The organism is Streptomyces sp. NBC_01622 (assembly GCF_045209635.1).
Lineage (GTDB): Bacteria > Actinomycetota > Actinomycetes > Streptomycetales > Streptomycetaceae > Streptomyces.
The window spans coordinates 7,864,100-7,885,570 of the sequence record NZ_CP109293.1; the positions used below are offsets into that span (position 1 = coordinate 7,864,100).

General features: G+C 71.1%; 21 protein-coding genes and 1 tRNA gene. 7 read left to right on the forward strand and 15 right to left on the reverse strand.

The genetic code is table 11. The features are described from left to right. Positions 1 to 30 precede the first annotated feature (30 nt). From OH768_RS36355 to OH768_RS36385, 7 genes are all read right to left on the reverse strand, one after another. The gene (locus OH768_RS36355) at positions 31 to 1,107 is read right to left on the reverse strand and encodes an NlpC/P60 family protein (RefSeq protein ID WP_406460171.1); all 1,077 of its coding nucleotides are present in this window, start codon (positions 1,105 to 1,107) and stop codon (positions 31 to 33) included. Between the two features lie 40 nt (positions 1,108 to 1,147). Next, positions 1,148 to 1,630 (reverse strand): poly-gamma-glutamate biosynthesis protein PgsC/CapC, encoded by a 483-nt coding sequence (locus OH768_RS36360; RefSeq protein ID WP_406460172.1) that lies wholly within the window; start codon positions 1,628 to 1,630, stop codon positions 1,148 to 1,150. Beyond that, entirely contained in the window at positions 1,627 to 3,090 is a 1,464-nt protein-coding gene (pgsB, locus tag OH768_RS36365; protein WP_406460173.1) for a poly-gamma-glutamate synthase PgsB, read from the reverse strand. Before pgsB ends, OH768_RS36360 begins: the two co-directional genes overlap by 4 nt. A 16-nt stretch (positions 3,091 to 3,106) precedes the next feature. Beyond that, complete coding sequence (locus tag OH768_RS36370; RefSeq protein WP_406460174.1) at positions 3,107 to 5,353, reverse strand: HAMP domain-containing protein; 2,247 nt, start codon at positions 5,351 to 5,353, stop codon at positions 3,107 to 3,109. 306 nt (positions 5,354 to 5,659) lie between these two features. Next, positions 5,660 to 7,003, reverse strand: coding sequence for an alpha/beta hydrolase family protein (locus OH768_RS36375; RefSeq protein WP_406460175.1), 1,344 nt, complete (start codon positions 7,001 to 7,003; stop codon positions 5,660 to 5,662). A 206-nt stretch (positions 7,004 to 7,209) separates the two neighbouring features. Continuing rightward, complete coding sequence (locus OH768_RS36380) at positions 7,210 to 8,601, reverse strand: hypothetical protein (RefSeq protein WP_406460176.1); 1,392 nt, start codon at positions 8,599 to 8,601, stop codon at positions 7,210 to 7,212. Positions 8,602 to 8,672: 71 nt separating this feature from the next. Further along, a complete protein-coding gene (locus OH768_RS36385) occupies positions 8,673 to 9,458 on the reverse strand; it encodes a DUF4097 family beta strand repeat-containing protein (protein WP_406460177.1) in 786 nt (261 codons plus the stop codon). A 192-nt stretch (positions 9,459 to 9,650) separates the two neighbouring features. Here OH768_RS36385 and OH768_RS36390 point away from each other — a divergent pair. Then, positions 9,651 to 9,725 (forward strand) — tRNA-Val (locus OH768_RS36390). A gap of 84 nt (positions 9,726 to 9,809) precedes the next feature. Here OH768_RS36390 and OH768_RS36395 read toward each other — a convergent pair. Continuing rightward, on the reverse strand, positions 9,810 to 10,487 hold the full coding sequence (locus OH768_RS36395) for an HAD family hydrolase (RefSeq protein ID WP_406460178.1): 678 nt from the start codon (positions 10,485 to 10,487) through the stop codon (positions 9,810 to 9,812). 68 nt (positions 10,488 to 10,555) lie between these two features. Here OH768_RS36395 and OH768_RS36400 point away from each other — a divergent pair, with 68 nt between their 5' ends. Then, positions 10,556 to 10,957 (forward strand): hypothetical protein, encoded by a 402-nt coding sequence (locus OH768_RS36400; RefSeq protein ID WP_406460179.1) that lies wholly within the window; start codon positions 10,556 to 10,558, stop codon positions 10,955 to 10,957. A gap of 16 nt (positions 10,958 to 10,973) precedes the next feature. Here OH768_RS36400 and OH768_RS36405 read toward each other — a convergent pair whose 3' ends face one another. Together OH768_RS36405 and OH768_RS36410 are read right to left on the reverse strand one after the other, a co-directional pair. Further along, positions 10,974 to 11,369, reverse strand: coding sequence for a nuclear transport factor 2 family protein (locus tag OH768_RS36405; protein WP_406460180.1), 396 nt, complete (start codon positions 11,367 to 11,369; stop codon positions 10,974 to 10,976). Between the two features lie 45 nt (positions 11,370 to 11,414). Next, positions 11,415 to 11,771, reverse strand: coding sequence for a hypothetical protein (locus OH768_RS36410; RefSeq protein ID WP_019067123.1), 357 nt, complete (start codon positions 11,769 to 11,771; stop codon positions 11,415 to 11,417). Positions 11,772 to 11,898: 127 nt separating this feature from the next. Between OH768_RS36410 and OH768_RS36415 the strand changes: the two genes are divergently transcribed. Then, positions 11,899 to 12,399 (forward strand): GNAT family N-acetyltransferase, encoded by a 501-nt coding sequence (locus OH768_RS36415; RefSeq protein WP_406460181.1) that lies wholly within the window; start codon positions 11,899 to 11,901, stop codon positions 12,397 to 12,399. Positions 12,400 to 12,407: 8 nt separating this feature from the next. Here the strand turns inward: OH768_RS36415 and OH768_RS36420 are convergent, their stop codons facing one another. After that, positions 12,408 to 13,313 (reverse strand): ketopantoate reductase family protein, encoded by a 906-nt coding sequence (locus OH768_RS36420; RefSeq protein WP_406460182.1) that lies wholly within the window; start codon positions 13,311 to 13,313, stop codon positions 12,408 to 12,410. 121 nt (positions 13,314 to 13,434) lie between these two features. On the opposite strand from OH768_RS36420, the gene OH768_RS36425 reads away from it, so the two are divergent. Beyond that, positions 13,435 to 13,653 carry a DUF2277 domain-containing protein gene (locus tag OH768_RS36425; RefSeq protein ID WP_093626182.1) on the forward strand — a complete coding sequence of 73 codons (219 nt, stop codon included), beginning with the start codon at positions 13,435 to 13,437 and terminating at the stop codon, positions 13,651 to 13,653. 195 nt (positions 13,654 to 13,848) lie between these two features. Here OH768_RS36425 and OH768_RS36430 read toward each other — a convergent pair whose 3' ends face one another. After that, positions 13,849 to 14,490: a DedA family protein gene (locus OH768_RS36430; protein ID WP_406460183.1), complete on the reverse strand. Its 642-nt coding sequence runs from the start codon at positions 14,488 to 14,490 to the stop codon at positions 13,849 to 13,851. Between the two features lie 217 nt (positions 14,491 to 14,707). On the opposite strand from OH768_RS36430, the gene OH768_RS36435 reads away from it, so the two are divergent. Next, entirely contained in the window at positions 14,708 to 15,244 is a 537-nt protein-coding gene (locus OH768_RS36435) for a superoxide dismutase family protein (protein WP_406460184.1), read from the forward strand. Here OH768_RS36435 and OH768_RS36440 read toward each other — a convergent pair. The 3 genes from OH768_RS36440 to OH768_RS36450 form a co-directional block, all read right to left on the reverse strand. Continuing rightward, entirely contained in the window at positions 15,216 to 17,153 is a 1,938-nt protein-coding gene (locus tag OH768_RS36440; protein ID WP_406460185.1) for an FAD/NAD(P)-binding protein, read from the reverse strand. The genes OH768_RS36435 and OH768_RS36440 overlap by 29 nt on opposite strands. 86 nt (positions 17,154 to 17,239) lie before the next feature. After that, the gene (locus OH768_RS36445; RefSeq protein WP_406460186.1) at positions 17,240 to 18,868 is read right to left on the reverse strand and encodes an alkaline phosphatase D family protein; all 1,629 of its coding nucleotides are present in this window, start codon (positions 18,866 to 18,868) and stop codon (positions 17,240 to 17,242) included. 72 nt (positions 18,869 to 18,940) lie between these two features. Further along, the gene (locus OH768_RS36450; protein WP_019067131.1) at positions 18,941 to 19,585 is read right to left on the reverse strand and encodes an HNH endonuclease family protein; all 645 of its coding nucleotides are present in this window, start codon (positions 19,583 to 19,585) and stop codon (positions 18,941 to 18,943) included. Positions 19,586 to 19,943: 358 nt separating this feature from the next. Between OH768_RS36450 and OH768_RS36455 the strand changes: the two genes are divergently transcribed. Further along, positions 19,944 to 20,525: a TMEM165/GDT1 family protein gene (locus tag OH768_RS36455; protein ID WP_406460187.1), complete on the forward strand. Its 582-nt coding sequence runs from the start codon at positions 19,944 to 19,946 to the stop codon at positions 20,523 to 20,525. Positions 20,526 to 20,798: 273 nt separating this feature from the next. Continuing rightward, positions 20,799 to 21,455 (forward strand): HAD-IA family hydrolase, encoded by a 657-nt coding sequence (locus OH768_RS36460; protein WP_406460188.1) that lies wholly within the window; start codon positions 20,799 to 20,801, stop codon positions 21,453 to 21,455. Positions 21,456 to 21,471: the final 16 nt, after the last annotated feature.

Consider the following 21,471-nt stretch of genomic DNA (forward strand, 5'->3'; position numbering starts at 1 on the left):
AGGTGGGGCTGCGGTGTGCCGGCGGCGGGATCACAGGCGGCGGGCCGACCGGAAGCCGCGGGCGTAGAAGTCGGTGCCGTCCAGCAGCGCGTGGCCCGACAGGTCGCCCATGGTCGGGCCGTTGGCGGCGGAGCGGCTGGAGTAGAAGCGGTGGCGGCCCTGGTCGTCGAGGCCCATGTAGATGCCCACGTGGTCGATGAAGTCCGGCCGGTCCTTGATGATGGCGAAGAAGACCAGATCGCCGGGTTGCAGGATGCTCAGGTCGGTGGCCTGCTTCGTGCCGGTGTGGGGGATCACCAGGCGGCCGGGACCGTAGGCGGCGATGGCGAAGGCGCGGCGCGGCAGACCGGTGCCCTTGGTGTTGGTGTTGTGCATGGGGATGCCCATGCGGTAGCCCCACACCAGCCGCTGGAAGCCGGAGCAGTCGACGCAGCCGTAGCGGGCCTGCTCCGGCTGCACGCGCGTGCCGTCCGGGAAGTCCCAGGGGACGCCCAGATAGTCGTAGAAGTCGGACTGTTCGTCGTAGTAGGCGAAGTCCAGCGGGTTGGCGACCTTGGAATTGCGCGGGCCGAAGTGTGCGGTGCCCGCGTAGCGCACGTCGTCGGAGTTGTGCTTGTCGGCCGCTCCGGCGCTGCTGTACTGGAAGGCCACCGCGAAGACGTCCGGGCTGGTGTCGCCGAGTGTCTTGCCGAACCAGGTCTTGAACCAGGCGGCCTTCTCCATGCCCGCCTGCCAGGTGTGCGGCAGCACCCGCACCCAGGCCTCCGTGGTCACCTTGGCCTCGGTGGTCCGCCGCTCGCTGAAGGTGCGGGTGGGCCCGGTGAGTACGGCCGTACGGGCTCCGTCGGTGAACGTGGCGAGCGTGCCGCCGTCGGAGCCGCGGACCACGGTGCGGTCGGGGGCCGACAGCCGCTCGAAGGTCTGCTTCCCGGTGTTCGAGCCGGTACCCGCGCCGTCGGCGGCGGTGCCGACGCTGTCGTCGCTGCCGTTTTCCAGGTGGTTCCAGGCGTATCCGCCCGCCACCCCGGCGGCCGCCACGCCCGCGATCGTCCCGAGCAGGGCGCGGCGGGTCGGGCGGCTGCGTCTGCCGGCGGAGTGGGAGTGCATGGCCGTTCCTCCTGGAAGTACGGGGGTGAGAGGGGGCGAGTCAGCCGGTGGGCAGGACGCCGATCAGGAGACCGGAGACCAGCACCACGTACGTGGCCAGCGTCACCGCCGTGGTCGAGATGAGTGTGGCCGCTATCGGCTGACGGACCATCTGGTAGGAGACCAGACCCGGGACGATGAAGCCAAGGGTCTGAGATGTGTACAGCAGCGGGAACTCGTGACTGAGGGCGAGCATCACGGTGGTCTGTATCAGCACCGCGCTCAGCACCACGGCGGCGAACAGCCGCTTGCCGTAGAGAATCACCGTGCGCTGCAGCAGTTTCGTCGTGAAGTACGTGAGTACCGCTACAGCGACCATCAGCCCGGCCATCTGCACGTCTGTGAGGAGCGTGAGGGCGATCCAGCCCGGGGTGATCATCCCTCCGGGGGAGAGGTTGGTGGTCAGGTAGCAGACGAGCGAGAAGACCAGCCCGAGGGCGATCCCGAGCGCGGCGGTCTGGGCGGTGAGGTTGGCGGGGATCACGGGTTCCTCGGGGACTGGGACTGATCGTAGGAGTAACGCGGGTCGTCTGTGGCGCTCTGGCTGTCGGGCCGGCTCTGGCGGGCGGCGAACTGGCGGGCGAGTTCGCGCTGATTCGGGATGTGGATGCTCTGGGTCGTCTCCAGCGGTGCCACCCAGCTGTACGGCTCCGGCTCGGGCGGCCGGGCCGTCGCGACCTGGGGCCGGACCAACACGATCTGCATGGTCTCCTGGTCCAGGCCGTCGCCGGCGGGTACGGCGTCGAACAGGTGGTCCTCGGAGTCGTCCAGCGGCAGCTCGGCCAGGCATTCCAGGAACAGCTCGCCCTGGCCGTGGATGTTGCCGATCGCCACCAGCGAGGAGCTCGGGCCGAGTTCCGCGAGGATCGCCTCGGTCACCTCCTCGGGGTCCCGGCGGTCGCCGCCGAGATCCACCACCCGCCCGGTGAAGCCGGCCGGGATCGCGTCGCGGGCGCTCTTGGTCGGGTGGCCGATCAGGAACACCGTCTCGGCGCCGAGGTCGGGCACGATCGCGCCCATCTGGCCGTTGCGCTCCACCCGGTCCGGGCGGCAGTTGATGACGACGCCGACCGGCCGTCGGATCGCGCCCAGATCCTCCAGCTGCTGGACGTTCATCAGCGTCGACTCGGGGTCGTTGGCCGCGAAGACGTTGGCGAACCGCAGCTGCTTGCCCTCGGGGGTGACATAGCGTTCCACAGACAGCACGCCCGGGTCGGGCGGCGCGTCCCACATGCCCTGCATCGCGGTCTGCCGCTCCACGCCGAGCAGTTCGGCGACGGCGAGCGCGATCGCCACGTTCTCCTTGAAGGTGAACCAGCTGAAGCCGCGCAGCTCGGCGTCGGTCACCGACTCCGGATCGACCGCGATCAGACGGCAGTTCCGCTTGTCGGCCTCCTCCTGGAGGATGTGCAGCCGGTCTTTCTCCGCCGTCACGCACACCCCGCCCACCGGCATCGAGCGGGAGAGCGAGCGGGCGACATCGTCCAGCGTCGGCCCCATCTCCTCCAGGTGGTCCTCGCGGACATTGCACAGCACGCCGATCGTGGAACGGATCAGCTTCTCCTGGTTGATCTCCTGCAGCGCGGGCATCACCGCCATGCACTCGATCACCAGCGCGTCCGGCCGGTAGGTGGCCGCCCGCCGCACGATGCCGATCTGCTCGACGATGTTGGCCAGCCCGAACTTGCGGTACACCGGCTCCTCGGTGGCATCCGGATGGATGAACCGGGCCGCGGTGCCGGTGGTCTTGGCCACCGTGACCAGGCCGCCGCCGCGCAGCGCGCCCGCGCACAGCCGGGTGATCGAACTCTTGCCGCGGATGCCGTTGACCAGCACCCGCGTCGGTATCTGTGCCAGCGAGGCGAAGTGCCGCCGCTGTTCCACGATTCCGGCGATCCACAGCCCGGCGCAGCACAGCAGGACTATGACGTAGAGGAAGAGCACGTCGATTCCGTCCTTACTACCGCTGGAGGGTGGTCTGGCGCAGGGACGGGGAGGGCCCGGCTGCGTGGCTGGATCTGTCCGCCCGGTCGCGTTCCGCCAGGGCCTGGCGCATCAGTTCCAGGCTGCGGGTGACCGAGCCGATCTCGTCGTGGTTGACCGGGTGCAGCACGGTGCGGCGGTCTCCGCCGGCGAGCCGCTCGACGAGTACCGCGACCGAGCGCAGCGGCCGGATCACCACGACGTACAGCCAGCCCAGGCAGGCCGAGCCCATGGTGAGGCCCAGGATCCCCGCGAGCATGGTGCGCTGCTCGGCCTGCACCGCGGGAATCTGGAGCGCGGCCGCGGGTTCCGCGGTCACCACGTGCCAGCCGAGGCGGGCCGTCGGGCCGCTCTGTGCCAGCGGCGCGGCAGCGTCGACCGAGGGGCCCGAGGACGTGTGGAGCACCCGTGAGACCGCGGTGCCCGCGGTCCCCGGGGCGCCCTGGGTGGCGCGGGCGAGACGGCTCAGGCCGGAGTCGGGCAGGGACTGGAAGGCGCGGTAGCCCACACTCGCCGCCAGCACCTTGTCGTCGTCGTCCGTCACCCAGACGCTGCCCAGCTTCGGCCTGGGCAGGATGGAGTTGAGCGCCTTCACGTCGATCTCGCCGAACAGGACCACCCCGGCCGCCGGGGCCTTGCCCTTGGCGGCCGGTACCTGGGCGTAGGCGGCGATCGCCGGGATCCGGCCCGAGGCGTTGACGGTGGTGATCCCGCCGCCGTCGGGCACGTGGACGAGGGTGCGCAGCGGTGTGTCGCCCACGCGCAGCGTGATGCGGCCCGAGCGGTCCAGGAGATACAGCGAGCGGTACTGCTTGTGGTCGGTGAGGGTGTGCCGCAGCACCTTGGCCTGGGCGGCCCTGCTCGTGCCCGGCAGGCTCGCGGTCGCGTCGCTCAGGTCGGTGTACAGCTGGTCGAGGGACTGCCGGATCCGGTTCGACGCGATCTCGGTGCGCGTCTGCTGGACGGCGAGGACCGGAGCCGGAACCGCGGTCGCGGTGTCCGCCCGGTTCAGCACGAAGATCATCGGTACCGTCCAGCAGACCACCACCAGCACGCCGACCACGGCCAGCGCCCGGTAACCCGGTCCGCGCCGGGCCGGGAACTCCTGCGGGCCGCTCTCGCCGAGCAGCTGTCGGCGCAGCGACTCCAACGCCCGCCCGATCCGCGCCAGTTCCCCGAAGCCGTGCACCGGCACCGGCCGGGACAGCTCCTCCCACGCGGTCGGCCCGTCCTCGGTCGTGCCGCGGGCCAGGCGGCCGGCGGACAGGTACAGCCGCAGCAGCGGCCGCTGCAGGGAGTAGTGCAGGGCCAGCCCGAGCAGCAGCGCGAGCAGGGCCAGCGCCCCCGCTGCCTGGAGCGCGAAGCCCGAATAGTCGACGGCGGTGGTCGTGGCGGACACCGCGCGGTGAGTGAGCACCACAAGACCGAGGTCGTCGGTGTCGCCCGGACCGGTCGTCGAAGCGACCTGGGCCCAGCCGGCCACCGTGCGCCCACTGCCCGTGGCGGCGCCCAGCAGGCTTCCCGAGGCGTCGGTGTCACGCGCCGACTCCTTCGCCGCGCGGCTCGCCGCCGAGGGCAGACCGCCCTCGGCGGCGGCCGGTGACGCCGTGCCGTGGGACTTGGTGGCGAGCGCGGTGCCGCTCGCGTCCAGCAACTGGGCGGTGCGTCCGTCGCCGTACACCGTGGGGGCGGGGAGCGCCTCGGAGACCACCAGCAGCCAACGCCGTTGGGTCAGGACCTGGTTCTGGTCCTGGTTGGCGTCCTCCTGCTGCGCGGGCAGAGTGAGCCTGGCGAAGTACAGCAGTTGCCGCGTGCCGGCCGAGGTCACCAGCCGGGGTGGGATCGCCCCGTGCCCGGACGCCGCCTTGACGACGTTCACGCCGGCCAGCTGCACGGTCTTCCCGCCGGCCGCCAGGAGTTTGCCGGTGTGCGGGTCGAGCAGCACACCGCCGAGGATCGCCTTCTTGGCAGAAGTCAGTCCTTTGAGTGCGGTCGCGGGGGTCGAGGTGCTTGTCGCCGGGTACGCGTCGGCTGTACGGCGTACCGTGCGCGCCTCTGCGTCGATCGTGGTGCGCATCGACAGCGAGGTGTCCGCGGCGATCTGCTGCTCCCCGTCCAACGCGGCCTGCGGCACCCGCCCGGCGTGGATGCCGTCGAGGGCGATCATGGTCAGGGTGGCGACCACCAGCAGAAGTACGACGAGTGAGGCGATCGGCGGGCGCACCCCGCCAAGTATCGGCATGTCGGCGCGGCGGCGGATGCGGTGTCGGCGCGGCGCCCGGGGAGCGGAGGGCAGGGCAGGGAATCCTTCCTCAACTGGCGCCGGGCGCCTGAATGTTCGACCAGTCAAACACTCTAGCCCTGCGTCATCACATTACCATCACACAATCATCCCAGTGTCGTACGTGTGAACGGACCACTGGGCGGCGGGCCGGCAGATACCGGGCCACCATCACTCCCGACATGCCGAAGGGCGGGCCCGCGAACGGGATCCGCCCTTCGGATGCCGGATGTCTGATCAGTCGTCAGGTCAGGGGACGAACGAGATCTCCGGGTACTTGCTGCTGGTCCCGTCGAGCAGGGTGCTGTGCTGCTTGCGCAGCTCCTGGTCGAAGAAGGCCGCGAGATAGACGCGCTGGACCGCGATCGCGCGGGTCGGGTCGATCGTGCCGTACTGCTGCTGGAGCTGCGCCTTGGAGAGCCCGAGCAGCTGAGCCTCCTGGGCCAGCATCCACTCGTTGTCGCTGAAGGACAGGTGCGCCGCGCCCTTGAGCTTGATGTCGACCTTGTATCCCTTCAGGTGCGACCACAGCGTGCGCCACGACGCGTCGTTGTTGCGGTTGTGGTTGGCGGAGCTGAAGAGCATGAAGGGGCGCTTCAGGTCCTTGCTCGGCGCCGTCCCGAAGAACTGGCCGTCCAGGTTGGCGCCGGCGACGATACGGCTGTCGAGCTGCATGGCGTTGACGACCGCCGCGCCGCCCAGCGACCAGCCGAACATCCCGATACGGGTCATGTCGACCGACTTCGTCAGCCCGGTGGGGAGCGTGGCCTTGCCGGCGTCCGGGTTGCCGCCCGTGCTGAGCGTTTTGAGCTGGTTGATGACGAACTTGATGTCGGCCGCGCGCACCTTGAGGGTGTCGGAGGAGTGCGTGCCCGACGGCATCTTGTTGGTCTCAAGCCGGTTGCTGGGGAACTGCACCTCGTTGGCGTCGTGGGTGTGGTCGACGGTGACGACGAGGTAGCCGCGGCTGGCGAGATCCTGGACGAGCGCGGTGCCCATCGCACGGTCCGAGTGCAGCCCGGTCGAGTACAGCAGGATGGGCAGCTTGCCGAGCGTGGTGTTCACCGGGGCGAGAACATGACCCGCCGTGGTCGGCAGGGTCACCAGCTGCGGCGACAACCCGCGCGTGGCGAGGAAGTGGGCGCCGGAGATCGACGGCATCCACGGCGCCTGATAGTGCCCGGACGTGGCGGTGGCCGGATACCAGAGCGAGACCATGAGCTCGCGGGACGTGCTGCTGGACACGTACGGATCTGTACGGGTCTTGTCGACGAGGTGCAGACCGACCATGCCCACGCTGTACTTCCCGCTCGGTGCGGGGATCTTGAGCTGCAGAGCGGACGCGGCCTTGCGGTCGGCCGCGAGAGTCTGAGGGTGCACGGCCTTCTGGTTGCCCAGCGGCGCCTCGTCGTTCTCGGGCGCCCAGGGCGTGCTCGGGGCGGACGAGGACGCGGTGGCCGCAGGCTTTGCGGACGGCGTCCCGGTGGCCATCGCCGACGTCAGCCCCACACCCAACGCGACGGCCAGCGCAGCCGCCGAACCGACCGATATCGCGATCAGTCTTCGACGGTGGAGCGGGCGGCGGTGATTCATGAAACCCCCTTGTTGGTCAGCCTTGTTGGTCAGCGATCACAGAACGGGCGATCGACTGCCGCACACCGTACCGCGACAGCGGCCGATGGCCCGCGCCCCGGACGTCGAGCACCGCCACAGTCCGATGATCCGTCGCAGGTTGATCCGGTTGCCGACCTCGGTGCGGGATGTGCTGCGGGAGGCCTTCGTGCCGTAGGAGAGGGGCCTCAGTTGTGCCCGGGCGTCCCGCGCTCCTCGCGGATCTGGCCGACCACCCGCGCGACCGTCTGCCGTACGGCCTCCGTCTCGGTCAGGAAGTGCCAGTAGTCGGGGTGGCGGCCCTCCAGCGTGGCGACCGCGCGGTCCAGGCGGGCCACGGCGTCGTCGAGCGGACGGGCGTGCCGCGGCTCGGGTGTGGTCCGCCCCGACATGGCCAGGCGCTGGGCGTCGCGGATCGCGAAGCGGGTGCGGTCGATCTCCTGCTGGGGGTCCTTCTGTACGGCGTTCAGCCGCCGCAGCCGGTCACCGGCCGCCGACACGGCCTCGTCGGTGGTGTTCAGCAGCGCCCGTACCGTCGACAGCAGTGACGTGGCGTCCGGCCAGCGCTGTGCGTCCCGCGCGGCCTGCGCCTCCTTCAGCTTCAGCTCGGCCTGCCGTACGTTCTCGCCGGCCTGGTCGGGCACGTGCTGGAGGTCCTGCCAGCAGGCGGCCGAGAACCGCCGCCGCAGCTCGCTCAGCACCGGGTCGACCTGCCCCGCGCGGGTGGTCAGCGCCTGCGCGCGGGTCCGCAGCGACACCAGCCGGTGGTCGATCTCGGCGGCCCGCTCGGGCAGTTGACCGGCCTCGGCCGTGATGGCCTCCGCCTCCCGCGCGACCTGCGTCGCCCGCTCCAGCGTCTGCGGCACCCCGTGCTGCCCGGCGCCCTGGTTCAGCTTCGTCAGCTCCGGCCCGAGCTTGGCGAGCCGCCCGGCGAGATCGTCGGCGCGCAGCCCCGACGCCCTTACGGCGTCCAGCGCGTTGCTCGCGGCCAGCAGCGCCTGCCGGGCCCGCTCCACGGCCGGCGCCAGCCGCGCGAGCTGTGTCTCCGCCTTGCCGAGCAGCGGCCCGAGCCCGCTCTCGAACCGGTCCAACTCCTGCTTGACCTGGCCGAGTTGGTCCTTGGCGGCGGTCAGCTCGGCGCGGGCGCGGTTCGCGGCGGCGGCCTCCAGGTCGTCGCGGTCGAGGTCGTGCGCGTCGACGGCGTTGATGTACCGGCCGCTCGCCTCGTCGATCCGCCGGCCCAGCGCCTCGAAGTCGGTCACCGCGCGGCGCGCGGCCGGCGAGGCGTCGACCGCGGTGATGGTGTCTATCGAGATCCGCAGATCCCGCTGGGCGGTGTCCAGCTCGTAGAACGCCGCGGCGGCGGCGTCCTTCGCCGCCTGCGCCTCGGCCCGCTGACTCTCCGCCCGCCCGCCGAACCAGCGCCGGGTGCCACCGCCCGCGAACGCGGCGGCCAGCGCCGGCGCGGCGAGCAGCGGCAGGCTCATCAGCGTGAGGGTGTCGAAGGCGGCACGGGCGGCTGCGGAACCGCGCCGGGGCCGTGTGAGCGGCGAATACGGCTGCGCAGGTGTCGCCGTCACATCCCTCTCCCGTGTCTTGCGTCCTGACCGTTGTCATTCTCCCACCGGTAGAGGACGAACACACGGGCCGGTCAGTTCGCGTTCCGCACCGTGACTTTCCCGTCGCTCGTACGGGCGCTCACCACATGGGAACTCGACGAGTCCCGGGGCACCGACACATCGACCGATCCGTCCCCGGTCCTGGTCGTCACGCGGTACTTCGTGCCATCGCCCTTCGGCAACGTGATCGTCACCGACCCGTCGCCGCTGCGGGACTCCACCAGATCCGGTACGGCCCCGAGTTCCAGATGCACCGACCCGTCGCTGGTGGTCGTGCGCACCTCCCGGGACGACACCTCGGCGTGCACGGACCCGTCCCCGGTGTGCAGCGTCAGCGGCCCCGTGGAGTCGGTCACATGCACGGAACCGTCGCCGGTACGCACACTCAGCGCGTCCTCGAACCCCCGTGCCCGCACACTCCCGTCCCCGTCCTCCACCTTCACGGAGACCCCGCGCGGCACCTCGATCCGGTGCTTGGCCGAACAGTCGGCGATCACCCCGGAACACTTCAGCCGCAGCACCAGCCGGTCGCCCTTCATGGCCCAGGTCACCTTGGGATCCGAACCGAGCGCCACGCTGCCCTGCCACCACCGGGTGACCTCGATCTTCCCCGCCGGGTTGGAGTCCGCGGCGACGACTTCGAGCGCCGAGTCGTCCGAGTCGATGGTGAGGGTACGGCCGGACAGCGCGAAGGTCCGCTGATCGGGATGCTTGTCGTCACCGGCGGAGGCACCGGCGCACGCGGTGGCACCCGTGAGAAGCAGGGCGACACCGGCGGTAGCGGTGAGGACACGGCGGGTGCTGCGGGTGCGGGTCACGGCGATTTCCCCCTGGGACGGTCGCGGAGTCCCGGTGACTCCTACGGCTCCCCTCGACCGTAGGGAGCGACGCTCCTGAGGGGCATCCGGCGCGCTCCCGGACTCGGGGTGGGGAAAACCCCCGGCACATCTCCGTGGGGATACGGGTTTGCAGGACAGGCCCCCTGGCAATGTAGGCTGTCGAATCGTCCTGGGCGCGTAGCTCAGGGGTAGAGCGTCGCCCTTACAAGGCGAATGTCGGCGGTTCGAAACCGTCCGCGCCCACCAGGATCAGTAGCAGGTCAGAGGCTCAGGTCAGCCGGTGTGAATCCGGTGACCTGGGCCTTTGTCTTTTGTCTTCGGTGAGCCTTCTCAGCAGCCGGTGAGGATGCGCCGCACAGCCGCGCGCAGCCCGTCCCGGGCCGGGTCGACGAGGATGCCGGGGATTCCGAGGGCCTGCGCTCCGGCGATGTCGGCCATCGGGTTGTCGCCGACCATCCAGACCCGCTCGGGATCCCCGGCCAGGTCCAGGGCCGTCTCGAAGATCCGGCGGTTCGGCTTCTCCCAGCCGATCAGCGAGGAGTTGACCACGGTCGCGAAGTGTCCGGCGAGGCCGAGATCCCGTAGCAGGCCGTCGAGTTCCGGGACGTGGTTGCTGACGACGACGTGGCGCCAGCCGGCCGCGGTCAGTTCCGCGAGCGCGGCGGTCGTGTCGGGGAAGACGGTCCACCGGGTCGCGTCGGTGTAGTGCGCCCGTACGCCCCGCGCGGCGCGGGCGGCCGGTTCGGCGTCGACGCCCGCGCCGACGTAGGCCTTCACGAAGAGCGGATGAAGGGCGTCCCACCAGGTGTCAGGGGTGTTGAGGGCGGGATGCCCGGTCTCGGGCCGATGCCAGGGGAATCCGTCGTGCAGCCCGGGTGCCAGATCGGCGCGGGCCACGCCGTGACCGGGTGCGACCTCGGTCAACGCCTCCACCAGGCAGCCGCGCCACATGCCGTCCCTGAAGGCCAGGGTTCCGTCGAAGTCCCACAGCACGACGCTTCCGGTCACGCGCGGGATTCTACGGAAGGTACCGGAAGGCGCTCGCGGATTTCGGGGGCGGTGGGCAGGATGGGCTCATGACTCAACCTGGCGCCACGCCCTCGGGCTCCGTGTTGTCCCTGTGGTCGAAGGACTCGGTGTTGTCGATCGGTTCGGTGGGGTCGGTGCTGTCCATCGGGTCCGTCGGGTCGGCCCTGTCCGTCGGGTCGATCGGGAGCTCGCTGTCGGCCGGGTCGATCGGTTCGGCGCTGTCGGTGGTCTCGGCGGGCTCGTGGCTCAGTACGGGTTCCGTGCTGTCGGCGCAGTCGCGGTGGTCGGTGCTGTCGTGGCGTGCGACGCGCGGCTTCTGGGCGGTCGGGGACGGGGCGGGGACCGGCACCGGGGTCCGTTTCGGCGGGGTGCCGGTCGTGGGGGTGGTGGGAGTCGCCGGGGCTGTCGCTGCCCTGGCGCTGGCCCAACGGGCGCTGCGCAAGCCGTAGTTCGGGGACGGCGGGGTCAGGACCAGAACTCGTTCGCCTTGTCGATGTCCTCGACGCACTCGTCCAGGTCCGTCATCTTGTCGCCGAGGATGCGGAACACGATGCCGCCGGTCTCGTCGATGCGCTTGCCGTCGCGCTCGGCCGTGATGCGGTGGAGTGTGACCGCGTGGCCCCGGCCGTCGACAAGGACGTTGCGCAGTTCGACGTGCAGGGTGCCGTTCGTCTGCGCGAAGAGCTGACCGTACATGTCGATGGTCGCGTCCAGACCCTTGAAGTCGCCGGACAGCGGGTGGGTACCGGGAACGTGGTGCGTGACGTCCGAGGACATCAGTGAGCGCAGGGTGTCCATGTCGCCGCGGACGAAGGCGTCGTAGCCCTTGCGGACGAGGAGTGCGTGCGGGTGGTCGGCCATGATCGGTCGCCGCCTCTCGGTTGTTTCGGCGATATAAGGCTTAACTCACCCATTGTCCGCCTTTTCGTCCACCGGTGGCGCCTCGTGGGCGTGCTTCAGCTTCATCCGTGATTCCACGCGCTCCGCCGCGGTGACCTCCGTCCAGAAGCGGTGGCCGCTGACGAAGACCGCGAGTTCGTGCTCGCGCTGCCGGAGCTTCTCCACCTCGGCCTGTTCGTCGGGCGTCCAGCCCGGGGAGGCGGGCCGTTCCACCTTGCGCCAGCCGCCCGTGTCGCTGAACCCGTCCAGGGGCTCGACCGACCAGGGCAGCCGCTTCAGCAGGGTCGCCAGCTCGGCCCGGACCTGATGCAGCTCCTCCTGACCGGCGAGGAGGTCACTCGGGAAGTCGTAGGTCGTTGCCACGCGCTAATGCTACGCCTGTTCGAATTTGGGTCGCGAGTTCCTTCCGGGACTTCATACGAACGGGTGTGGGCGGCCATGGTGGCCGAGGAACCTGGCGGTGTCAGTGGGGCTGCCTACTGTGGTCGGCATGGACGTGGAACGGGTGCGGCTCCGGCCGTGGGCGGACAGTGACTTCTGGTTGTTGGGTCGGCTCAACAGCCCTGAGATGACCGAGCACTTGGGGGGTCCCGAGACCGAGGCGCAGATCGAGGCCCGGCATCGGCGGTACGTCGGGCTGGAGTTGGGGTGCATGTACCGGGTCGAGTCGGCGGGGAGTGCGGAGACCGTCGGTTCGATCGGGTACTGGGAGCGGGAGTGGCGGGGTGAACCGGTGTGGGAGACCGGGTGGGGGGTGTTGCCCGCGTTCCAGGGGCGCGGGCTTGCCGCCCTCGCCGCCCGCGCCGTCATCGAAGCGGCACGGGCAGCGGGGCGGAACCGGCATGTGCACGCCTTTCCGAGCGTCGGCCATCACGCGTCCAACTCGGTCTGCCGGAAAGCCGGGTTCACCCTGCTCGGCGAGGTGGAGTTCGAGTACCCCAAGGGGCACTGGCTCACCTCGAACGACTGGCGGCTCGACCTCGGGGCCTGAGGCGCGGTTCAGTTGGCGCCCGGTGTGCCCAACTCCCGTACCAGCTTTGCCGCCACCGGCACCGCGATCCCGTGCCGCTCCGCCGCCCGCAGCAACGCCCCGCCGATCGCGTCCAGTTCGAGCGGGCGGTGGGCCTCCGCGTCGCGCTGCATCGAGGACTTGGTGCCCGGAGGGAACGTGTCGTAGCGGGCCAGCGCTCCCGCCGGGTCGGACGGGCCGCCGTAGGAGCGGCTCACCGCCGCCGTCTCCTCCAGCAGGGCCGTCAACTCCTCGCGGTGGCGCGTGCGTACGTCGCCGAGGGGGAGGTTGTACCGGGTGGTGAGGAGGGCCAGTGGGGCCAGGAACGTCATCTTGGCCCAGAGTGCCGCTGTCTCGTCGGGCAGGACCCGGGTCGTGGGGCCGGCTGCGCGCAGTGCGGCTGCCAGTGCCTCCAGGCGTTCGCGGGGGACCGGGTCGCCCGTGACGTCGATCTCCGCGAACGGGCTGCCGTGCTCGATCACCCCGGGGGCGACGCGAGTTGACTCGACTCGGATGATCGCGGGGGCGACTTGGGTGGGCGGGTAGTGGGCGCGCAGGTGGGCCGGGTGTTCGACGCCGTTCAGGAACGGGACGAGGAGGCCGTCGCCCAGTGCGGTCGCGGGGACGCGGGCCAGTGCCGGGTCGAGTGCCGTCGCCTTGACCGTGATCAGGCAGGCGTCGACCGGTTCGCGCAGTTCCGTGTCCGCTTCCACCGGTGCCGTGAAGTCCCCGAAGGGGGCGCTGCGGACCCGGATTCCGTTGCTGCGGAGGGTCGCGGCCGTTTCTGCTCCGGCCAGGCAGATCACCCGGTGGCCGGCCCGGGACAGCAGCGCCGCGAGCAGGCCGCCCACGCCGCCGGGGCCCAGTACGGCCACGGTGAGTTCGTTGTTCGCCATGTTGTCGGTCCTCTCGTCGGTCGGCCCCGTGCAGGGTGACGGTGGCCGCCTCGGCAGGATCATCGCAGGTGTGTTCGGGGGAGTGGCGGCGGTATCGCTTCCGGGGCGCGAGACTGGACGTATGTGCCGCAGTATCAAGACTCTTCGACCGCCCGCCCTGCCCGACGAGGCCACGGAGGAGGAGATTCGCGCCGCCGCGCTGCAGTACGTGCGCAAGGTCTCCGGGTTCCGGGCGCCCGCCGCGCACAATCGCGAGGTCTTCGACCGCGCGGTTGATCTGATTGCCGACGCGACGGCTGAGCTGCTCGCGGGGCTTGAGGTGAGGGGGGTTTCGCGGTGAGAGGTGCGGGCGCTTCGCGGGTGGCGCCGTGATCAAAGCGCGGGCCGGTGGGGGCTGGTCGCGCCCACGCGGCGGAGCCGCACATGTCACAGCCCCGCGCCCCTAAGGGCGGTCGCCTGCGGCGCCCGGCCCTTACGGCACGATAGCTCCGGCGCCCAGGCCCCTTGGCGCGACGGCTCCGGCGCCCGGGGCCCTCTACGGCGCGGCCGTCGCCTCCGTCGCCCCCGGCTGCCGTCGCATGACATACGCCGCCCCCGCCCCCGCCCCGAACAGCGCCGCCAGCGACACGCCCGTCGCCAGCCACGTCGTCCCCAGCCACTGGGCGCCGTAGTAGCCGAGTGCCACGCTGTACGCCGCCCAGGACAGGCCCGCCAGGGCCGACCAGGGGAGGAAGTCGCGGACTCGGCGGTGGGCGGCGCCCGCGCCGAGGGACACCACCGAGCGGCCGGCGGGGGCGAAGCGGGCCAGGATGACCAGGGCGCCGCCGCCGCGGGCAAGGGCGTGGCCGAGACGTTCCTGCGCGGTCGTGAGCCGGCGGGAGCGGGAGATGGCGTGGTCGAGGCGTTCGCCGCCCAGCCAGGCCAGCCGGTACGCCACCAGGTCGCCCAGGACGGACGCGGCGGCGGCCGACGCGATCAGGGCCAGGATGCTGGGGACCTCGTGCGGGACGGGCACGGCGTCGGTCGCCGCGCCGGTGCCCGCTGCCGCCGCCGTGGCCGCCGCGATGACCAGGACCCCGCTCGGCAGTACCGGCAGGAACACATCAAGCAGCACGGACAGGGCGATCATGGCGTAGATCCATGGGCTGCCGGTCAGCGACCCCACACTCTCGAACAACGCGGCTCCCCGTGAACTCCCCCGTGGGCCGCGGCAAGGACGGCCAGTGACAGCCATACAGCGTACGCCTGGGTGGGACAGGAGATTCACGGGGGGTGCGTGTGATCGGCACAGCTTGTTCACTCGGCTGCCCGTCCCGAGGGGCGGGGCGGGTCCGCATCCCGTAGCAACGTAAAGGGGCTTCAAGTACACCTGAACGTAAGGAACGGTACACATCATGGTGGCAGGCATGTGCGCGGGCGCCGTCGTCGCGGCCCTACTGGCGAGCGGCGGCACCAACACCGGTACCCCGGACGGCTACTCGATGCGGACGGACGCCCGGTTCGCGCCGGTCGGCGCCCTCGTTCCGTCGGCGGCGGTGACGTACGACACGAAGCTCGTCCCCGCCGCCGCGTGGATCGAGGTCGGCCAGCGGACGACGGTGGGCGGTGCCACGACCGTACGGCTGCGGGTCGACGGGATGGTGCCGGGGCACGCGTACGCCGTCCATGTGCACCAGAAGCCGTGCGGCGCGGACCCCGCCGCCGCGGGCGGGCACTTCCAGCACAAGCCGTCCACCGACCCGGCCGACGTCAGCGCCGACAACGAGGTCTGGCTCGGCTTCACGGCCGACGAGCACGGCGCCGGTGAGGCGAGCGCCCGGCACGACTGGAACTTCCGGGAGGGCGAGGCGTCCTCCGTCGTGATCCACGAGATGCCGGGCAGCGAGGTCCGCGCGGCCTGCTTCACCGTGCCGTTCGGCTGGGCTCCCTGAGCTGCGGATACGTCCAGGGGCGGGCGTCGGTCGACGGCGTCCGCCCTGTCGTCGCGGCCCGGAGAACCGCTCGCGCCACCGCGTCGGCGTCCGACAGCGTGACCGAGTCGACGCCGGGCCGGGCGCCCGCCGCGGTCACCCAGTGGACGCCCTCCGTGGGCACCCCGAACGCGAACCGCCGTGCGTGCGCCCGTCCCTGACGGTCTATCAGACGGTACGGGCGCGCTGTCACATCCAGCCCGCCCGTCTCGTAACCGTCCACGGTGTGCGGCCGGCACCCGCCCCTCTTCAGCAGCCGGCCGAGCAGCGCGTCGGCGGTGCGCCGCAGGTCCGGTTCCGGGAGCCGGGCCTCGACGAGCGTGGTCACCCGCACCGCCGAGCCCGGTATCGCGGCGGAGCGCGCCACCCAGGCGCCCTCTGCCTCCCGCACCTCCAGCCGCGGCCCGAGCACCTCCACCACGCCCGCCGCCACCAGCGCGGCCAGCTCCTCGATACGGCGCCGGGGCGGGCCGATGGACAGGAACGCGTTGAGCGGGGTGTACCAGCGGTCCAGGTGGTCGCGGCGCGAGTCGCCGGCGAGGCCGCGGTGGTCGACGACCAGCCGCAGTTCGTTGCGAAGATCGCGCAGCACGTCCAGGGCGGCCTTGAGCGGGCCGTCCACATTGCCGAGCGCGGCCTGCCCGGCGTCCTCGCGCAGATACGACAGCAGCCAGTCCCGCCAGGCCGCCGGGGCGGCGAGAGCGCGGTCCGGGTACGGCCGGGACAGCCGGTCCCAGCTCCACCGCTCGGCGTCCGGGATTCCGAACTCGTCGAGTATCAGCGCCTCTTGGGGATCGCGGTGCGGGACGGAGAGGAAGCGCCCGGTGAACTCCGGCTCCGGGCGCCAGGACGGCCGTAGCGTCCGCAGCAGCGTGGCGTAGTAGACCGTTTCCACCTCCTTCGCCACCAACGGCCATATCTCCGTGAGGAATTCGGGGGGCTCGCCGGAGTCGGCGCGTTTACGGAAGGCGGCTATGGCCTCCGGGGTGAGGGCGAGGGGGGTGTGGCGGCCGTGCGGGCCCTTCGCGTTGTCGCCGCGGGCCTGGTACGGGATGCCTCGGCGTGAACCGGCGTACAGGCGGGGCTCGTTGCCGGAGGGCAGATAGCGGAGAGAGCCGTCCTCCGCGCGGACGAAACAGCCGCCCCTGCCCGTCGTCAACAGGGCCGTGTGGTCGAAGAAGTTGAGACCGAGACCGCGCAACAGCACTGGTTCGCCCGGCTGTACGGCGGACAGGTCGGCGTCGGCCGGGTTGGCGGGCGGAATGTGGCGCAGGCCGTGGTGGCAGGCGTAGGCGGCGAGGCGCCGTTGGGTCGTGTCGCCGAGCGTCGGGAGGTGGCCCTGGGCCAGGACCACCGCCGAAAGGGCGGACAGGGTACGGCCGTTGTCCAGGGTGAGGGACTGGTGGCCGTCGGGTGTGTCGTCGAGACGAATCGCGCTCGCCCGGTGTGTCGCGACCTCGACGGAGTCCGGCGCCTCGTGGACCGTGCGGGCGAACACCCACTCCAGATAGCGGCCGTAGTGGGCGCGGGTGGGGTAGTCGTCGGGGCCCAGTTCGGCGGGCGCCCACTCGTGCAGGCTCGGGCCGGGGCGGATCGGGCCCGAGCAGTCGACGCTGTCGTCGGTGAAGAGGGTCACCTGGGAGGCCACGGTGTTCATCAGCAGCTCGGGGGACTGCGCGGAGCGCCAGACGCGGCCCGGGCCCGGGGGTGCCGGGTCGACGACGTGGACGGTTAGCCGGGTGCCGGGCGGGAGGAGTTCGGGAGCCGAGGCGCAGAGGCGTTCCAGGACGCTGGTGCCGCGCGGACCGGCGCCGACCACGGCGACGGAGACGGATGCCGGTTCGTCGTCGGACGCGTTCACTGCAGACAAAGGGGGGACTCCCGGGCGTGTGGGGCGCAATGGAGCGGACCGCCCACCGGAAGCGGACGGTCCGCCTCATCATGCCCTCAGTGAGGTCACGGGGATGTCAGCGGGGACTCCTCCACGGTCCTCAGCGTCCCGTCCGCCCGCGCCTGCTCCAACCGAAGCCGGGCCGAACGGCCGTGCAGCGTAAGGGTCATGAGCTGGTTGCCGAACCAAGGCCCGCCCGTCTTCCGCCACTTGACCGAGGGATCGGCGCAGCGGCCGTGCCGGGCGAAGCGGCGGCCCAGGCCACGGGCGACGGCACTCCAGCCGAAGCGGAAGCCGACCCGTATGTAGGCCGGGACGGAGTTGTGGACGGGGGAGCAGGTCAGCTGCAGGACGCGCGAAGTCGGGCCGCCGGTACGCCACTTGGGCTCCGCGACATACGCGTGGTGCACGTCCCCCGACAGCACGAGCACCGACGCCGGTGCCGCCGCGCCCGACCCCACCTCGGCGATCAGCCCCGCCAGCTCCTCGAAGGAGTCCGGGAACGCCGCCCAGTGCTCCAGATCGGCGGCCCGCCGCAGCTTCTCGCCGAACTCGGCCCAGCGGACGCCCCGTTCACCCCGGCACAGGGCCGCGTCCCAGGACTCGGCGTCGTGGATGAGGTGCGGCAGCAGCCAGGGCAGTGAGGTGCCGATGAGGAGATGGTCGTAGGAACCGGGTTCGGCGAGCGCCTCGGTGCGCAGCCAGTCGGCCTCGCCGGGGTCGAGCATCGCGCGCTTCTGCTCTTCGAGGACGCGAGCGGCGCGGCTGTCCACCATCAGCAGGCGTACGCGGCCGAAGTCGCGCCGGTAGCTCCAGCGGACGGAGGCCGGGTCGGCGTCGGCCCTGCAGGCGAAGGCGCGGAGTTCGTCGGTGCCGTCCGGGGTGTCACGGATCGCCAAGTAGAGGGGATCGGCGGCGAGTTCGGCGGGGGAGAGGTTCCCCAGGTGCTGGTGCACCCAGTACGACATCAGCCCGCTCAGCAGCCGCTCGCGCCACCACGGGGTGGCCCGCATGTCGGCGAGCCAGGAGGCGCTGGTGTTCCAGTCGTCGATGACGTCGTGGTCGTCGAAGATCATGCACGACGGCACGGTGGACAGCAGCCAGCGGATCTCCGGGTCCAGCCAGGACTCGTAGTAGAGGCGCGTGTACTCCTCGTAGTCCGCGACCTCGCCGCCGGGCGGCTCGCTCAGGTCGCGGCGGGCGGAGAGCCAGCGGCGGGTCGCGTCGGAGACCTCGTCGGCGTACACCTGGTCGCCCAACAGGAGGAGTACGTCCGGCCGTTCGGCCTCCGGGTCGCGCGCGATGCGCGAGGCCAGCGTGTCCAGGGCGTCCGGGCCCACCGGGTCGTGGTCGTCGGCGGGCGGCGCGGCCCACCGGCAGGAGCCGAACGCGACGCGGACGGTTCCGTCGGCCTCCGGGACGCGGATCACCGGGGGCGGGAACGGCGAGTCGGGCAGCGGCCACACCCGCGTACCGTCAAGGAGGACGTCGTACGGCGTCGAGGTCCCGGGCGTGAGGCCCTCCACCGGCACCAACGCGTAGTGATGGCCCGCGACTTGGAAGGTGCGGGCGGTGCCGCCGGCCCCGTCCGCGCAGCGCACCTCGGCGGTACATGGACGGCTCGCCTCGACCCACACGGTCGCGGACGAGCCGTCGGCGTAGCGAAGCAGTGGTCCAAGGCGCAGTCCGGCCAAGGTTGATCACCTTCCTCCGTCGCCCCGTACGGTACGGAACGACGGAGGCCGGCGCCTAGATCTCCAGGGAGATCAGCAGCCGCTGAGAACCGAGGTCAGCTTGGCCTTCTCGGCGGTGTCGACCGAGAGGTCGTAGTAGTACTTCACCTGGACCCAGGCACGGACGTACGTGCAGGCGTACGAGGTGAGCGGGGGCATCCACTCGGCCGGGTCCTGGTCGCTCTTGGACTGGTTGACGTTGTCCGTGACGGCGATCAGCTGCGGCCGGGTGATGTCGTTGGCGAAGGCCTGGCGCTGGGCGGTGGTCCAGTTGCGGGCGCCGGAGTCCCAGGCCTCGGCGAGCGGGACGAGGTGGTCGATGTCCAGGTCGGAGGCGGCGGTCCAGGTGGCGCCGTCGTAGACCGAGTACCAGCTGCCGCTGGTCGCGGTGCAGGCGGAGTTGGTGACGACGTTCGTACCGTCCCGCTTGAGGATGTACTCACGGGTGTTGCAGGTGCCGCTGATCGTGATCCAGGTGGGGAACAGGTCACGGTCATAGCCGGTCCGGACCTCGGTGGCCACGGTGAGCGAGGCGAGGTAGGTGCGGGCGGTGGCGGCGCTGACGGGGGTGGGGAGGGCGGCGGAGGCGGTCGGGCCGTTGAAGAGCGCGACAGAGGCTATGAATCCGGTAAGAGCCGCGAGTATGCTCAGCCGTCGACGCGCGTAGAACTTCGGCATACGAACTCCCTTGTGGCGTGGGGGTGTTGGAGTCGAGCGAAGGAATGCTTGCGGTGCCGTGTTGCGGCCGGGTGTGCGTTCGGTAAGAAGTTAGTGACGTGTGCATGACAATGCAATGCTTTGGCGGTCGCGTACTATGAATGGCGCAGAAGGGGAGTAGCTCTTCGCCGGACCGTCGACATACTGCTCAGCTCGTCTGAGCCGGCGCCCGGAGGCAGATCCGTTGCGTTGAAGCGCATGGATCGGCCAGCGAGACCTTCGGTAAAGCAGTGCACCATCCGCGTGTGCTGCCGTGCCGAGGTGTCCGCAGACGGTCATCGCACTCTCGGTGGGGCAGTACCCGACCGATTGAGGAACCTTGATCAGCATCAGTGTGACGGCGCTAGTCTTCGGCGTCGTCTTCCTGGCCGAACTCCCCGACAAGACCGCACTCGCCGGACTCGTCCTCGGCACCCGCTACCGCGCCTCGTACGTCTTCGCCGGCGTCGCAGCCGCATTCCTGCTGCATGTGGTGCTGGCGGTCGCGGCCGGCAGTGTGCTGACCCTGCTCCCGCAGCAGCTCGTGGCCGCGGTGACCGGTGTGCTCTTCCTGGGCGGGGCCGCGGTGCTCCTCTTCAAGAAGGGCGACGACGAGGAGGAGGTCCGGGGGCCCAAGGATCAGTCCTTCTGGAAGGTCTCCGGTGCCGGGTTCATGCTCATCCTGGTCGCCGAGTTCGGTGATCTGACCCAGATCATGACGGCCAACCTCGCCGCCCGCTACGACGATCCGTTCTCCGTCGGTCTCGGCGCGGTGCTGGCGCTGTGGGCGGTCGCCGGCCTCGGCATCGTCGGCGGAAAGGCCCTGATGAAGCGGGTGCCGCTGAAGCTGATCACGCAGGTCGCGGCGGTGCTGATGCTGGCGCTGGGAGCGTGGAGCCTGTGGGAGGCCGTGGCGGGCTGAGCGGGCGCGCGAGCTGAACGGTGAGTGAACTGTTTCCGGGGATGGTGGCGCGATGCCGGTCCGGTTTTGTATCGTAGAGAAACAAAGTGGCTCCCGTCCGTTTTCCCTGACCGGCGGACGGGGCCACTTGGGTCTGTCCGCCGGATCAGGTCGGAGGGAAGTGGCGGCGCCTCATCGACCCCGCGTCTCCGACATGATCCGGCGGACAGACCCAAAGTCCCTCCGGGGGCCATCCTGCACCCACTCATCCGTTCCGTTCCTTGGAGCCTGCCGATGACGGCCACCACCGTGCTCACCGCCCGCGCCCTCCTGCTGGACATGGACGGCACCCTCGTCGACTCGCACGCCGTAGTCGAGCGGATCTGGCGGCGCTGGTCCGAGCGGCACGGGCTGAACGCGGACGAGGTCATGAAGGTCGTGCACGGCCGGCAGGGCTACGCCTCCATGGCGCTGCTGCTGCCCAAACGGCCCATGGAGCAGAACCACGCCGAGAACGCCCGCATGCTCGCCGAGGAGACCGCAGACGTCGAGGGCGTCGTCCCGATCCCGGGCGCGCCGGAGTTCCTGGCCTCGCTGCGGGGGCTGCCGCACGCGCTGGTGACATCGGCGGACGTCGCGCTCTCCACGGCGCGGATGGGCGCGGCCGGGCTGGAACTGCCGGACGTCCGGATCACCGCCGAGTCGGTCGGCGCCAGCAAGCCCGACCCCGAGGGCTTCCTGAAGGGCGCCGCCGAACTGGGCATCACGCCCGCGGACTGTGTCGTCTTCGAGGACTCCGGGGCGGGGATCGCGGCGGGGCGCGCCGCCGGGATGCGTGTGGTGGGGGTCGGGCCGCAGGCCGCGTTCCACCGGCCGGACGTGGTGGTGCGGGATTTGCGTGCGGTGCGGGTGGAGGGCGTGGGCGGGGAGATTCGGTTGTACGTGGGGTAGGGGCGGGCCGCCTGGG

Bases quoted from the DNA above. Each gene is read 5' to 3' on its own strand.
- OH768_RS36355 (WP_406460171.1), bottom strand. From the start codon at position 1,107: ATGCACTCCCACTCCGCCGGCAGACGCAGCCGCCCGACCCGCCGCGCC.
- OH768_RS36375 (WP_406460175.1), bottom strand. From the start codon at position 7,003: ATGAATCACCGCCGCCCGCTCCACCGTCGAAGACTGATCGCGATATCG.
- OH768_RS36400 (WP_406460179.1), top strand. From the start codon at position 10,556: ATGACTCAACCTGGCGCCACGCCCTCGGGCTCCGTGTTGTCCCTGTGG.
- OH768_RS36405 (WP_406460180.1), bottom strand. From the start codon at position 11,369: ATGGCCGACCACCCGCACGCACTCCTCGTCCGCAAGGGCTACGACGCC.
- OH768_RS36415 (WP_406460181.1), top strand. From the start codon at position 11,899: ATGGACGTGGAACGGGTGCGGCTCCGGCCGTGGGCGGACAGTGACTTC.
- OH768_RS36420 (WP_406460182.1), bottom strand. From the start codon at position 13,313: ATGGCGAACAACGAACTCACCGTGGCCGTACTGGGCCCCGGCGGCGTG.
- OH768_RS36425 (WP_093626182.1), top strand. From the start codon at position 13,435: ATGTGCCGCAGTATCAAGACTCTTCGACCGCCCGCCCTGCCCGACGAG.
- OH768_RS36435 (WP_406460184.1), top strand. From the start codon at position 14,708: ATGGTGGCAGGCATGTGCGCGGGCGCCGTCGTCGCGGCCCTACTGGCG.
- OH768_RS36450 (WP_019067131.1), bottom strand. From the start codon at position 19,585: ATGCCGAAGTTCTACGCGCGTCGACGGCTGAGCATACTCGCGGCTCTT.
- OH768_RS36460 (WP_406460188.1), top strand. From the start codon at position 20,799: ATGACGGCCACCACCGTGCTCACCGCCCGCGCCCTCCTGCTGGACATG.